This is a genomic window from Adonisia turfae CCMR0081, from assembly GCF_011009555.1.
In the GTDB taxonomy this organism is placed as follows: Bacteria; Cyanobacteriota; Cyanobacteriia; order Phormidesmidales; family Phormidesmidaceae; genus Leptothoe; species Leptothoe turfae.
Map to the genome: position 1 here is coordinate 560,490 of NZ_QXHD01000004.1, position 12,726 is coordinate 573,215.

The window sequence follows — 12,726 nt, forward strand, 5'->3', positions numbered from 1 at the left end:
TTTACCCTCAGCAGAAGGCCGTAGTTTCTCCACGGTTCCATAGGCATAGGTCAAGCATGGGGTTGGGGACAATTCTAAGACGTTAAACAGCTTATTTGCATTTGACAAAAGAGTACACTGACCTACTGACTACTGACCTTCGATGCCCTTTAACATACGGTCGCCCCAATATAATGGAGGAGGTTGACGGTTATTCCCATGACATTTTGGACTACCTGGCAAGACTACAAGAATACTCAGAAAGAAGTCGAATTGCCTACCAACACCGCAGCTCACATTCCAGTAAAGATTCGCTATGTGGATGTGGGCACCGATCAAACCGGCACCATTCTGTTGATGCATGGGATTCCCACGTGGGGCTATCTTTACCATGAGGTGATTCCACCTTTGGTCGAGGCTGGCTATCGAGTGATCGCTCCCGATTTTTTAGGCCATGGGTGGTCAGATAGACGCGATCGCTTTGACCGCTCATTTCAAGATCAGGCCAGAATGATCCTTGAATTATTAAAAATACTGGCACTGTCTCAAGTCCATGTCGTTGGTCACGATACGGGGGGAGCCGTTGCGCTAATTCTGGCGATCGAACATCCCCAGGTAGTCAACCAACTGGTGATTAGCAACTCCGTCTGCTATGACCGTTTTGATGACGACATGCTCGATTTTGGTCATCCGCTGCGATGGAAACCACGCCCCATTGACGACTTAATCGCTGCGCTAGAAGAAAGTCTGGCCATGGGCCTTTCTCACCCTGACCGATTAACCGCTGACTTTAGAGAAGGCATCATTGCCCCTTGGGCTAGCCCAGAGGGAAAACTTAGTCTGCTGCGCAATGCCTCAGCCTTGAATGCTAATCAGACGATGGCCCTTGTTGATCGTCACGAAAACATTGCCGCACCGACCATGCTTCTTTGGGGAATGGATGACCCCTGGCAAAAAGCAGAGGATGGTCAGCAGTTAGCAACAGAGATTCCAGGTGCCGTCTTTAAACCGATCGAAAATGCATCCCATTGGATACAGCAGGATGCTCCCGAAGAATTCACCTCAGCCCTACTAAAATTTCTGTGGTAAAGGTCATACTGTCGCATTTTATTTTTGGATCTGGGATACGGGGGATTACCGTCGGACTATACAAACAATATCTTTACAAAAGTTTACAAATATTGCTCATGTTAAGCAATATTTTTGTTGTTAAAGTAGTGACTATTACTTTAAACAAAGGTCATGTTGTTTAAAGTGAGGTACCAGGCTCAATAGTTACACCTGTCACTCGACAGGTGTGGATTGTTAGAGTACTATCCCCAAATGGTGTGAGACGTTTTGTGATCGCAGCAAAAGTAGAAACATTTTGTTCGATCAATCGATCAGATTATTGTTTTTCAGTTATTGCAAAGTTAGTTGTCAAAATCCATCAACACCCAATCCATACATTTTGACTTAGGGTTAACCCATTGGTAGTCAACGGTTCTACCATATCCTTCCCCTAGTCAGCGTGCAAAAACCACCTCACTGAAATTGCTTGTTCCATGTCTTCTTAACGCAGAAAACCGCTGACCTATGTTTTCTTGCTCGCAAGACTGGACCAGCAACTGAGAGAACATTATGAAAGTAATTCAAAAAAAGCGATTTAATCCAACCATTGCCCAATCGTCCTGCCAAGGAAAACCACCATTAAACTACTCTCAGGCAAGCGAACAGATTCAATGTTGTTACATCAACAGCACCACACAATTTCAGATTGTTCGGGTGGCAAATGTCTCTAGTAATTTTCTCGAACGAATGGTCATGCCTCAGACCAGGCTTATCTTTGAAGCCGATCGAAATGATCACTTAGAAATTCATACGGGCTCTCCGATTAGCTCAATTTTGTCTGACAAGATTCCTTGTCACCGTCTAGCATATCAAGGGGACCACAACCGATGAAGATATTTCCGAATACCCGGTTGCTCAAATTTTTACGGGAAGAGCTTGCTGTTCCAGAGAAATCTATCGCATCAGCGTTACAACAAAGCGATCAAGATACCAGTCTCTTTCCCATAGTCCTATGGCAGTATGGGTTGATTAGCCTGGAGCAGCTTGATCAAACCTTTGATCTGCTGGCCTCTACCTATGGCGCTGGTAATAGGGCCCAGTTTTAGGAACGTTTTCTGGGTGATATTGCGGGTCGTCCTGCATTAGGTGTACTCATGCATCTAATGCAGATGGCTGGTGGCTAGTCGACGTACACTTGTGGATGAGTCGATGGGTGGATGCAATCGCTGCTAAATTTTTGCCATTGGGTGCTTGGCTCTTTAATGTTGTTTTCTTAAGCAACAGTCGTCTTACTAGCTTTTTTAGTAACTAATCGCTTAAAGCGCCAGATATAGATCGCAGCAGCCGTGATACTACCCAAGTAATAGCCGCTCCATAGCCCCACACCACCAAAGCCGACAATAAAGCCCAACATATAGCCGCTCAGTAAGCCGACGCATAAAAACGCAGCGATACCGACTATTGCTGGAATATGAGTATCTTGAAGACCATAGAGCGCACCTAATGTGGTCTTTTGCACGGCGTCAAAGATGTGACCAATGGCCACTACGATGAGCATCGGCACCGCTAGTTGTAGAACTTCTCTGTTCTCAGGCTCGCTAACGTCTATGTAGAGTCCGATGATCGGTTCGCGAAAGATTATTAAGGCACTGGCCACTAAGACTGCTGTGACAAAGATAATGCCAATGCTAGTGCGCTCTGCTCGCTCGGTTCCCTTTAGATCGCGGCGACCAAACCACTGACCGACTCGGGCAGTTGTGGCAAATGACATACCCAACGGAATCATGAAAACCATCAGCCCCGTCTGCAGCGCAATCTGATGGGCGGCTAAAACATCCGTACCTAGAATTCCCATCAGGTAAGTTATTGCTAGAACTAGACCATACTCAAAGAAAATAGAGACACCAATGGGTGCCCCAACCACGAGCAGCACTTTCAACAGATCTATTCTCAGGCGATACCATTTTTGAAATAAACGGTAGGCTCTTAGCTCTGGATGCTTGAGTAAATAGATGATCAGCGCAGCGAACATGCCCCACCAGGAGAGCGCACTCGCTAGGGCTAATCCTGCGAGCTCCATTCGTGGAAAGCCGAACTTACCAAAGCCTAGAACATAGTTGGCCATAATGTTGAAGAGTGTCCCGCCGATCACGATCACCATAATCATGCGAGCTTGGGACAGTCCGGATACTACGCCTCTGAGCATCGCAAAACCAACGGCAGGAAACAGACCCCACAAAATAAAGTCGAGGTAGCTACTCGCTAAGGTGACTGTCTCTGGTGTTTGCCTTAGCCATAGCATAAGGGTGTTGGCCTGGGAGAGTGCCCACATCGCTAAAACCGATACGCCTACTGTCAACCAAAGCCCCTGTCTCGTTACCTGCTCTATGCGAGCTTTGCAACCTGCACCATAGGCTTCAGCCACTAGCGGGCTTACCCCCATGACCACGCCGCTGAGTGTGTTGAGAACCACTTGGAAGGTGAAAGAGGCAAGGCCGCCCGCTGCTAAAACTTTCCATCCCAAATGGCCCATCATAACAGTATCGACGAAGCCAGTCGCAGCCTGGGCCATTTGGGCACTCACGAGGGGAATGGCCAGCTTGAATAGCGATCGCACTTCAGTTCGAACCGAAGAAGATAAAATAATAGCCACGATGTCTCTAAAGTTTGTATCTAAGTATGGTGTGTCTTTAAGATACGAACCTTAAAAAGACGGGTATATCAGCTCTTCGCGCTTTTTATCAGGTTCTTGCTATTGCTTGAGAAACCGCTTCGGTGTAGTGCCAACGTGACGTCTAAAGTGCTGTGTCAAGTGACTCTGGCTGGAGAACCCAACTGTCAGTGCAACGTCTGCGATGCTTAGCTTCCTTTGGAGTAACAGCCGCTTGGCCCACTCAACGCGACACCTTAAAACGTACTGATAAGGGGAGCACCCCAAGGACTGCTTAAACAGTCTAGAGAAATGGTGCATGCTCATACCAACCATTTGAGACAGCTCGCCGAGAGAGAGATCTGTCGCTAGGTTTGTATAAATATAGTCGACCGCGAGCTGCAGCTTGTGTTTGGGCAACCCATCTGAATAGTCTCGGATCACTGGCAGTTGTGATGAGTATGTCTTGATCAAGTGAATGGCCAGTACTGAGGATATGGACTCAGCTAACAGGCGAGTCTTGTTAGCTTCTATTGCTGATGTATCAACGTGCCTACTTTCTAGTTCCGTCTTGAGCGAGAGACCAAGCTGTTGAATTAGCGGATCTCGGATATTAGGTTGAGGCAGAATTTCTAAACGATCTGCATCAAGCGATTCATGGGCAATTTGCGAAAATAGTGTAGGGGTGAGGTAAATCTCAACATATTCTGCATCTGCGTTCCAAGTCTCTTTGAGTGAGTGAGTTGTTGGATAGATGCTAACGCTACCATAGGTTTGAAATTCGTTAGTAGCGAGTCCGTTTTTCCAGGTCTGCTGTAGGGTCAGTGGCTGACCGAGATGGATGCTGATCAAACACTGCTTTGGCCGATACTCTGGCGTCTCGTGAGGTGGTTGACAATAGTAGCCAAGATGAATTCCTTGCCAAGATAAGTCTTTGCTAGAAAGCAGGGGTTTATCAGGGTAGACATCAAGTACAGATGTCTCTTGAGTAAAGTCAATGGCTAGCGTTCGGCGGTCAGTCACAGGATCTAGCGGGTTACAAGATTCATGATGCCCTACAGGATACAGCGATTTAGCGTCTAATACCTAGACTTAAAGAGGTAGTCTCACGTTAACAGGTCTTCAGGTTAGGAGTTGTTAAGAAACAATTTTATGGTTTGAAGAGTTTAACCTTTCCCCTAACTTTGCCGTAACCCATACCACGCCAATATCTCTAAGGTAATCGACATCTTAGGAAAACTAGCCATAATCAAACGATGAGCTTAATTTTCAACAAGTCCTTACCTATTATCCATATAGTACGCTTGAGCTTACAATAACCCGCTTTGCTAATCTCAATTTTCCCCTTCCAAGAGAATCAACCGCAGAGGGTCTAAATGAACTGTCCAGGGCATGGGCTGATCTTTAAGCACCGCCCATTTTTCTTTAAATACTTCAGCCTGTAAATGATAATCTTGCTTCCCTGTTGAAGGATGATGGAGTTTTAAGTATAGGGTCATCCGATGGGGAGTTTCACTGGTGGCAGCCAGCCAGCAGGGGAACGTGTTGGCATGGGGTGTGGGGCTGTCTACAGGTTCTCTGCCAAATCCCTGGGCAAGAAAATCGATTTGGTGAGCGCGGATACCAATTTGGGTGAGATTTGCAGACAGCGGTTCAACGGTTTCGAGAATACACTGCCAGTGACGGGCTTCAACATGATGTGTGCCGTGGGCAATGGCGGGTGAGAAGTTTTTGCAGCCTGTGAGCTGAGCGACACCAACGGTGCGCGGCTGCTCAAAAATGAGATGTTTGGGGCCATGGGCAATGGCATTTCCTCCATTTAATACCAGCAGCCGATGACACATGCGATAGGCTTCTTCTAAATTATGGGTCACCAGTAGGGTAATGCCGCGATAGCTCTGTAGTCGGTCGATGAGCTGATGTTCAATCTGGTCACGTAGATGGGTGTCGAGGGCAGAAAAGGGTTCATCCAGCAGGAGGACTTCAGGTTGACTGGCCAGGGCACGGGCTAGGGCCACTCGCTGCTGTTGTCCACCCGATAGTTCATGGGGATAGCGGTTTGCCAATGTCCCTAGATGAACGGCTGCTAGCTGCTGGGCAACAACTGTTTGAATTTGATCCGGTGGCAGCTTGCGATGTAGACCAAAGGCCACATTTTGCCCAATGGTCAGGTGGGGAAACAGGGCATAGTTTTGGAATAGAATACCGATTTTGCGATCGCAAATAGGTACATTAATGCCGTTTTCTGAATCAAACAATACCCGACCGTTTAACACAATTCGACCGGCATCAGGGGTCTCAATACCTGCAAGACAGCGCAAAATCAAACTTTTGCCCGCCCCCGATGGTCCCAATAGCCCTAACGGCTGATCGTCCGTTGTGAACGAAACATTGAGAGTAAAGTTTGGCAAGTGTTTTGTGAGGTTGACAGAAAGCGTTGGTGCATCGGCAGATGAATAGGTAGATGGATACATCAGCGGACTGGGAGAGGTCCGATCTGTTGTCTTCCCTGTATCATCTACTTCGTTACTTTTGAGCTTTACACTCTCTTCTCTCTTTTTTCCTTTTTTACTTAGCCCTGGCTGCCATTGATTGACTAACACCAACGCCCCTAATGCCACGATCAAAATCACTCCGGTCCAAATCGCCGCTTCATAAAAGTCTCCCCCCTCAACCGCAAAATAGATGGCCATGGGTAGGGTTTGGGTTCGCCCTGGAATGTTGCCCGCCAGCATCAGTGTGGCCCCAAATTCTCCGAGCGCGCGGGCAAAGGCGAGGGTGGCCCCGGCAATCAGCCCCGGCAGTGCCAGGGGTAGAGTGATGCGCCAAAACACAGTTAGCTCCGAAGCACCCAGGGTGCGAGCCGCCTGTTGTAGATTACTATCAATTTGCTCGAAGGCCCCCAACGTCGTTTTATACATCAGGGGTAGCGCCACCACCGTTGCTGTTATAATCGCCGCATACCAGGTAAAAACAACGCTAATGCCAGCATTGGTCAACAGCATCCCCAGTGGACCCCTTTTGCTCAGCAATATGAGTAGTAAAAAACCGAGCACAGTGGGCGGTAGCACCATGGGCGCTAGTAAAATGCTGTCTAGCAAGGCGCGACCGCGACCGCGATAGTGGTGCATAAAGTTGGCCGCAGCAATGCCCACAAAAAATGTGACAGCAGTGGCAATCGTCGCAATGCGCAACGATATCCAAAGGGGAGAGAGATCCAGCATGGGATTGTTATAAACGAATTGCGTTAAAGCCAAACTCTGTAAACATTGTCTGAGCGGTCTCGGTTGTTAAAAAGTCAATAAACCGTTGGGCGGCGGCAGGCTGAGTGCTATTGCTGACAATGGCAATTGGATACACAATCGGCAGATGAAATTCTTCGGGTACCGTGGTTAATACTTTAACCTGGCGGGATAGCGCAGCATCGGTGGCGTACACAATTCCTAGTTCAACATTGCCGCTTTCCACAGCTGCTAAAACACTGCGGACATTGTTGCTAAAGACAAACTTAGATTGCAATGTGTCTAACAGCTCTAGCTGTTGAAATGCCTGCTGCGCATATTGACCCGCTGGCACACTGCGAAATTCTCCGACGGCAATGCTGTTTATATCCGTGGTCTTAAGCTCAGCGATATCGGTAATGTCTAGGGCTGAGTCAATGGCAGTCACTAAGGCTAAACGATTGGTTACCAAGTCTTGACGAGAATCAGGCAAAATTAGCCCTTTATCTGAAAGCGCATCCATTTGTTGAGAGGCGGCGGCAAAAAAGATATCAGCCGGAGCTCCCTGTTCTATTTGGCGCTGAAGTGCTCCTGAGGAGGCAAAATTGTAGTCTATGGCGATATCGGGATGGGCTTCAGTAAATGGGGCTATAATCTTCTCTAGGGCATCTTGTAAACTGGCCGCAGCAGAGACCGTAAGGGTTATGGTGCTACCAGAGCCGACGGTTTGATCTTCACGACTACAGCCCACGGCAACTGACCCAGAGACTAGACCCGTGAGAAAGAGGGTGAGACATTTACGGCGTTGCATGGTGAGGGCGCTGGGTGATGGGAACAAGAACGTGGACTACGGTCATTATTAACAATTGAGTAATTGTCGATTTAGGGGATGAATCGGTCAAGGGCCGCCGCTGTTTAACGGTTTCCCATCACTAAAATCATCCTGAGAGCAGCCATGTCACAATTGAAACTGTTTACCAAAACTCAACGCCCCGAGTTCAAAGTCTCTTACGCCTGGGGTTGGGTCTGTGGATAGAGACCTAGCTGGTGAGCCAACTCACGGGCAATAAAAACGAGAAACTTAGCGGCCTCAGGATTGTCTTGGTGGGCAAAATAGCTGGCAGTCTGCATTAGAGCCTGTACAAATCCGGCATCTAACAGGTCAGGGTCAGCATTAAGAATCTCGGGTTCTTCTCCGTTAGGGCAGGTGAGCAGTCGGTCAATTAATCCCAAGTACATTGCCTGACGCGGCTCGGGTGGATTGGGTGGAGTGTTCATAGGTTCTCTGGTTTAGGCAACAGGAGTAGGGGCTTGGTACGCGGCTGACAGACTGTCAGGTATCAGGGCCGGGTAGGCCGGAGCGAGCTCTTTAAATAAAACAGTACTTAGATACCGTTCGCCAAAGCTGGGTTGAATGATGACAATGAGCTTGTCTTTATTTTCAGGACGCTGTCCGACTTGAACAGCTGCAGCCAGGGCTGCACCGGCAGAAATTCCAGACAGTAGCCCTTCTTCTCGAGCAAGACGGCGGCTAAAGTCAATAGCGGCTGCATCGGTGACGGTGACAGTCTCGTCGATTAAATCGACCCGCAGCACCGGGGGGATAAACCCAGCACCAATGCCTTGAATTTTGTGGGGACCGGCACTGCCACCCGATAGTACAGGACTGTTAGTCGGTTCTACGGCAATGGCTCGAAAACTCTCTTTTTTAAGTTTTAGTGCCTGGGCAACACCGGTAATTGTGCCGCCGGTACCAACACCGGCCACCACCATATCCACCTGGCCATCGGTATCATTCCAGATTTCTTCCGCTGTGGTTTCGCGATGGACTTGTGGGTTGGCTGGATTTTCAAACTGCTGGGGCATAAAGGCATTGGGCAGCTGAGCCGTAATCTCCTGGGCCTTTGCGATCGCACCGTTCATACCCTGACTACCCGGCGTTAACACCAGCTCTGCCCCATAGGCGTTGAGCATGGCCCGACGCTCCAGGCTCATGGTATCTGGCATTGTTAGGATGAGGCGATAGCCCTTGGCCGCAGCCACCATGGCCAGGGCAATGCCAGTGTTGCCGGAGGTGGGCTCTACTAGAACAGTCCGATCAGGTGCGATCGCACCTGATACCTCAGCCGCATGGATCATATTGGCACCAATGCGGTCTTTAACCGATGCTGCCGGATTCATGCCCTCTAGCTTCAGTAAAATCTTGGCAACACAGCCCTCGGCTTGAGGAATTCGATTCAGCTGTACCAGGGGGGTTTGGCCAATCAGCTGGGTTACATCTTTAGCAACCTTCATAAGGGGGGTCTCCTATTCGTTGGGACAATCCCTTGATAATAGTCTCTTATAGGCTACATCAGTGTTGGTGAAACAACTGTACACCTCTAACTTTTTTCAGAAAACCCTATCGTTTGCGGGCAACAATATTGTACAAATGCCAGTGCTTTTCCTCGCCCAGTGCGGTTTTGCCAGGATGTTCCTCTTCATCTAAAAGCTCCACATTGAAATAACTTAGCAATTCTTCAATCTGGGAGCGCGTGTGAAAATTTATATCGCCATAGATGGTCCAAGAGTCGCGATCGCCAAACAAATGTCCGCAAAATCGACCGCCTGGTCTTAATGCCATGACAATTTCTTCCCAAAGCGTTGGGAAACAGTCTGGTTTACACATGGGTAAACAAAAGCTAGCGTTGATCAAATCCACGTCCGGTGGTAGCGTTAGCTCTTCAAATTGCTGTACGCGAGTTTCTAAATACGTTCGATTAATATCCGAACGCCGCCGTAGTCGAATAATCGCTTCAGATTCTCCGTCAATGGCAATCACTCGCCAATTCTGTCGCAGCAGTTCCACCGTGTCACGCCCGTCACCACAGCCTAAATCCACCGCAGTCCTACGCGCATTAGCCAACGGCTCAGCCGAGAAACGTTCAAGGGCCGTTAACAATGTTTCACGGGGAGGGCGACCGGCAACAGCCTGATAATAATCGGCCCATCTACGGTGAAACTGGGTTGAATTAGTGGTGGCTGATGGCCCAGGGTTTATGGGCCATCGATTCAAAAAGTCAGACATGATCATAGGTGTGCCCACGGGAGCATCAGTTAAGCAGCCAAGACTGGAAAGTCAGCTTTTAATAATTCTAGCCAATCGGCAATTCGTTGTTCTGTTTTATCGCTCTCATTGATTTCATCGAGGGGCAAGCCAACAAACTGACCGTCTCGAATGGCAGTGGACTTCTCAAATGAGTAGCCTTCAGTAGAAACAGCCCCCACCAGCTTTGCTCCCAAGGCCTTAAACTGATCATAGAGAATTCCTAGGGCACCTACAAAGTGCTTACTGTGGCCTTCACAATCACCTGGGCCAAAGAGCGCAATAGTTTTTCCAGAGAAGTTGGGCTTGTCGACTTCCATATCAAACAGGGGTTCACGCCAATCGTTTTGCACTTCTCCAGCCCCCCATGTAGAGCAGCCGAGCAGCAGGTAATCATATTTCAGCAGGTCATCCACATCATCAAAGTCTTCTTCCATATTGTACAAATCGCAGATATCTTCGCCAATTTCTTCCTGAAGTTTTTCTGCAATTTCTTCGGTGGTACCCGAGGTACTACCATAAAAGATGCCAATCTTTGTCATGGTTTCAACTCCTAAAATTTGCAAAGTATTTAGAATAAACTAGACCAAAGTCAGGTATCAGACCTCTTAGGAGACTTTGGTCCGTACATAAACCGACTGAATCATAGCCTGGGTCAGCGGTACTGTACCCTGGCGAGTGCGAACCACAAATCGGGGAGAGCGCTGCTCTAAACTTAAGGAGGTGCCCGGAGACAATCCTGATTTTCTGAGCTGGTCGGCAACGGCTGGGTTAATGCCCCTAATCCGGGAAATAACGCCACGTTCACCAACTTTTAATGCCTTAAGAGAAGCCCCAGATACAGTAAACCTAGTAAACATGGCCAATCTCTAGTCTCCTAAATAAGTTAATCGTCAGCTAACCGTTACTAAACTAAATACGCCTCCATGTGGGTTTTAATCGTGCAGTCCGAACGGGGATAAGCAACACAAAGTAAAACAAAGCCTTTATCGATTTGTTCATCCTCTAAAAACGACTGGTCTTCTTGATCAATTTCGCCTTCGACAATTTTTCCGACACAGCTAGAACAAGCTCCGGACTTGCAGGAAAACGGTAGCTCAATATCGTTCTCCTCTGCTGCATCTAGAATATATGTATCGTCATCGACAGGAATTGTAATATCAATTTTGCGCTTTTTGTTGATGAGGTGAACCTGATACGTTGTCATAACAAGTCTCCTTAATAAGTGAGGGTGAGAATTGGATCAGATGAGAGGTAGATGCGAGAAAAATCAATTGTCCTTCTCTGCTTTTCTAGGAACAGGGAGTACCAGCGGGGCCACAGTCTGCCGCTTGGAAGGACTTACCGCAGCCACAGGTATCAGTAGCATTGGGGTTGGTGAACTTAAAGCCGCTTTCCAATAAACTGTCAATGTAGTCCACCACCACCCCATCTAATAGGGGAGCACTTTTCGGATCAACAAAAACTTTGAGGCTGCCTGATTCTGTAATCTCATCATCAGGATTTGGAGCATCAGCTATTTTAATAGCGTATTCGTAGCCATTACAGCCGCCGTCTTTCACCGCCAGACGAACACCTCGCGTGGGGGTATAGTCAGGAGTGCCACGAACAAACGTACGAAGACGAAGTTCGGCGAGTTCGGTAAGGGTAACAGTCATGGTGGTGAGTAAAAGTGAGTGGACAGGTCTAGCTGAAATTACGATTTTGAGCACCCATGGGGGGCGTCAGCAGCAAAACTAGAAGAATTAAACTTTTTAAGAGAATCGGGGCAATGGCTAAACCGACTACGAGACAAGCTACAGCAACAAGACTAGCGATAAACCGAATAGCTTCGTCAGAGACAAACTTTAGGAGCTGCCAGAAGATGAAAGTAAGGCCCAAAAAGATGAGAGCAGTCCAGGGCATGGTTCAAGATAACAAGTTCAACAGGATGAAATGGGAGTAGCCGTAAGTGAATCAGCTACCTGCGTCATCTGGCCACAGGTAGGGCAGTTGGGATCGTGATAAGAGCGACGTTTAGCAAATTCGGCACGGGCCAAATCCATAGTTAGCAATTGCCCTAGCAAAGGTTCGCCCAAGCCAGTGATCAGTTTAATTGCCTCCAGTGCGGCCAGACAAGCAAGGGTCCCTGACACCGCGCCCAATACTCCAAACCCCCAGCGATCCCAGTCTGGCTTTTCAGGGAAGAGACAGGTAAGACAGGGTGTGTGTCCCGGCACGATGGTGGTGAGATAGGCTTCCATGCTGTTCATGGCAGCTTCCACCATGGGCTTTTGCCATCGCACACAGGCACTATTGAGCAAGTCTCGTTCTTTAAAATCAAAAGCGCAGTCTAGGGCGATATCGGCTTGCTGGACGAGTACGCCAATGTTGTTGTCACTAACGTATTCGCACACAGCCTCAATCTCGATGTCAGGGTTGAGATTGTGCAATGTTTCCTGGGCTTTAAAGACACGAGGCTTACCTACCCAATCATCGGTCATGAGAATTTGTCGATTGAGATCGTCCCGTTGCAGGTTGCCACCGCGTACCAAGATCAGCTTACCAACTCCGGCTACGGCCAGATAGAGAGCGGCTGTTCCCCCCAAGCCACCCACCCCCGTAACCAGGGCCGTAGTGTTTTTTAGCTGGCGTTGTCCAGCTTCACCCAGCCCAGGCAACATCATTTGGCGGCGGTAGCGTTCGAGTTCGGTAGGGGAGAGGGAGAGGAGCATGGTGGCAGTGGGCGGTGGGCAGTGGAC

At 48.5% G+C, this 12,726-nt stretch carries 16 protein-coding genes; 3 read left to right on the top strand and 13 right to left on the bottom strand.

The window, feature by feature from the left end:
• The first annotated feature begins 198 nt into the window (after window positions 1-198).
• The 3 genes from DXZ20_RS06650 (at window position 199) to DXZ20_RS06660 (ending at window position 2,135) form a co-directional block, all read left to right on the top strand.
• Complete coding sequence (locus DXZ20_RS06650; protein ID WP_163697176.1) at window positions 199-1,068, top strand: alpha/beta fold hydrolase; 870 nt, start codon at window positions 199-201, stop codon at window positions 1,066-1,068.
• A 531-nt stretch (window positions 1,069-1,599) separates the two neighbouring features.
• The gene (locus DXZ20_RS06655; protein ID WP_163663168.1) at window positions 1,600-1,920 is read left to right on the top strand and encodes a DUF1830 domain-containing protein; all 321 of its coding nucleotides are present in this window, start codon (window positions 1,600-1,602) and stop codon (window positions 1,918-1,920) included.
• Window positions 1,917-2,135, top strand: a complete 219-nt coding sequence (locus DXZ20_RS06660) for a DUF2949 domain-containing protein (RefSeq protein ID WP_163663170.1) — start codon at window positions 1,917-1,919, stop codon at window positions 2,133-2,135. The genes DXZ20_RS06655 and DXZ20_RS06660 overlap by 4 nt, the downstream gene beginning before the upstream one ends.
• Window positions 2,136-2,302: 167 nt before the next feature.
• On the opposite strand, the gene DXZ20_RS06665 is transcribed toward DXZ20_RS06660, so the two are convergent.
• The 13 genes from DXZ20_RS06665 to DXZ20_RS06725 form a co-directional block, all read right to left on the bottom strand.
• The gene (locus tag DXZ20_RS06665; RefSeq protein WP_163697178.1) at window positions 2,303-3,682 is read right to left on the bottom strand and encodes an MATE family efflux transporter; all 1,380 of its coding nucleotides are present in this window, start codon (window positions 3,680-3,682) and stop codon (window positions 2,303-2,305) included.
• Window positions 3,683-3,781: 99 nt separating this feature from the next.
• Window positions 3,782-4,702 carry a helix-turn-helix domain-containing protein gene (locus tag DXZ20_RS38450; RefSeq protein ID WP_163697180.1) on the bottom strand — a complete coding sequence of 307 codons (921 nt, stop codon included), beginning with the start codon at window positions 4,700-4,702 and terminating at the stop codon, window positions 3,782-3,784.
• Window positions 4,703-5,013: 311 nt separating this feature from the next.
• Window positions 5,014-6,903, bottom strand: a complete 1,890-nt coding sequence (gene modB / locus DXZ20_RS06675) for a molybdate ABC transporter permease subunit (protein WP_163697182.1) — start codon at window positions 6,901-6,903, stop codon at window positions 5,014-5,016.
• A gap of 7 nt (window positions 6,904-6,910) precedes the next feature.
• The gene (gene modA / locus DXZ20_RS06680) at window positions 6,911-7,711 is read right to left on the bottom strand and encodes a molybdate ABC transporter substrate-binding protein (RefSeq protein WP_163697184.1); all 801 of its coding nucleotides are present in this window, start codon (window positions 7,709-7,711) and stop codon (window positions 6,911-6,913) included.
• Window positions 7,712-7,908: 197 nt separating this feature from the next.
• Window positions 7,909-8,178: a hypothetical protein gene (locus DXZ20_RS06685; protein WP_163659264.1), complete on the bottom strand. Its 270-nt coding sequence runs from the start codon at window positions 8,176-8,178 to the stop codon at window positions 7,909-7,911.
• A gap of 12 nt (window positions 8,179-8,190) precedes the next feature.
• Window positions 8,191-9,195 carry a cysteine synthase A gene (gene cysK / locus DXZ20_RS06690; RefSeq protein WP_163659263.1) on the bottom strand — a complete coding sequence of 335 codons (1,005 nt, stop codon included), beginning with the start codon at window positions 9,193-9,195 and terminating at the stop codon, window positions 8,191-8,193.
• Between the two features lie 106 nt (window positions 9,196-9,301).
• Complete coding sequence (locus DXZ20_RS06695; RefSeq protein WP_250564636.1) at window positions 9,302-9,973, bottom strand: class I SAM-dependent methyltransferase; 672 nt, start codon at window positions 9,971-9,973, stop codon at window positions 9,302-9,304.
• 23 nt (window positions 9,974-9,996) lie between these two features.
• Window positions 9,997-10,527 carry a flavodoxin gene (locus DXZ20_RS06700; protein WP_006514499.1) on the bottom strand — a complete coding sequence of 177 codons (531 nt, stop codon included), beginning with the start codon at window positions 10,525-10,527 and terminating at the stop codon, window positions 9,997-9,999.
• 66 nt (window positions 10,528-10,593) lie between these two features.
• A complete protein-coding gene (locus DXZ20_RS06705) occupies window positions 10,594-10,845 on the bottom strand; it encodes a ferrous iron transport protein A (RefSeq protein ID WP_163697186.1) in 252 nt (83 codons plus the stop codon).
• A gap of 47 nt (window positions 10,846-10,892) precedes the next feature.
• On the bottom strand, window positions 10,893-11,192 hold the full coding sequence (locus DXZ20_RS06710) for a 2Fe-2S iron-sulfur cluster-binding protein (protein ID WP_006514497.1): 300 nt from the start codon (window positions 11,190-11,192) through the stop codon (window positions 10,893-10,895).
• An 85-nt stretch (window positions 11,193-11,277) separates the two neighbouring features.
• Window positions 11,278-11,643, bottom strand: coding sequence for a HesB/IscA family protein (locus tag DXZ20_RS06715; RefSeq protein WP_006514496.1), 366 nt, complete (start codon window positions 11,641-11,643; stop codon window positions 11,278-11,280).
• Window positions 11,644-11,671: 28 nt separating this feature from the next.
• On the bottom strand, window positions 11,672-11,890 hold the full coding sequence (locus DXZ20_RS06720; protein WP_163659261.1) for a hypothetical protein: 219 nt from the start codon (window positions 11,888-11,890) through the stop codon (window positions 11,672-11,674).
• A 17-nt stretch (window positions 11,891-11,907) separates the two neighbouring features.
• Window positions 11,908-12,699, bottom strand: a complete 792-nt coding sequence (locus DXZ20_RS06725; protein WP_163697188.1) for a HesA/MoeB/ThiF family protein — start codon at window positions 12,697-12,699, stop codon at window positions 11,908-11,910.
• Window positions 12,700-12,726 lie beyond the last annotated feature (27 nt).

Coding starts and splice junctions, on each gene's coding strand:
- DXZ20_RS06720 (WP_163659261.1), bottom strand. CDS start 11,890: ATGCCCTGGACTGCTCTCATCTTTTTGGGCCTTACTTTCATCTTCTGG.
- DXZ20_RS06700 (WP_006514499.1), bottom strand. CDS start 10,527: ATGACAAAGATTGGCATCTTTTATGGTAGTACCTCGGGTACCACCGAA.
- DXZ20_RS06650 (WP_163697176.1), top strand. CDS start 199: ATGACATTTTGGACTACCTGGCAAGACTACAAGAATACTCAGAAAGAA.
- modA (WP_163697184.1), bottom strand. CDS start 7,711: ATGCAACGCCGTAAATGTCTCACCCTCTTTCTCACGGGTCTAGTCTCT.
- DXZ20_RS06710 (WP_006514497.1), bottom strand. CDS start 11,192: ATGACAACGTATCAGGTTCACCTCATCAACAAAAAGCGCAAAATTGAT.
- DXZ20_RS06695 (WP_250564636.1), bottom strand. CDS start 9,973: ATGATCATGTCTGACTTTTTGAATCGATGGCCCATAAACCCTGGGCCA.
- DXZ20_RS06725 (WP_163697188.1), bottom strand. CDS start 12,699: ATGCTCCTCTCCCTCTCCCCTACCGAACTCGAACGCTACCGCCGCCAA.
- DXZ20_RS06660 (WP_163663170.1), top strand. CDS start 1,917: ATGAAGATATTTCCGAATACCCGGTTGCTCAAATTTTTACGGGAAGAG.
- cysK (WP_163659263.1), bottom strand. CDS start 9,195: ATGAAGGTTGCTAAAGATGTAACCCAGCTGATTGGCCAAACCCCCCTG.
- DXZ20_RS06715 (WP_006514496.1), bottom strand. CDS start 11,643: ATGACTGTTACCCTTACCGAACTCGCCGAACTTCGTCTTCGTACGTTT.
- DXZ20_RS06655 (WP_163663168.1), top strand. CDS start 1,600: ATGAAAGTAATTCAAAAAAAGCGATTTAATCCAACCATTGCCCAATCG.
- DXZ20_RS06705 (WP_163697186.1), bottom strand. CDS start 10,845: ATGTTTACTAGGTTTACTGTATCTGGGGCTTCTCTTAAGGCATTAAAA.
- modB (WP_163697182.1), bottom strand. CDS start 6,903: ATGCTGGATCTCTCTCCCCTTTGGATATCGTTGCGCATTGCGACGATT.
- DXZ20_RS06685 (WP_163659264.1), bottom strand. CDS start 8,178: ATGAACACTCCACCCAATCCACCCGAGCCGCGTCAGGCAATGTACTTG.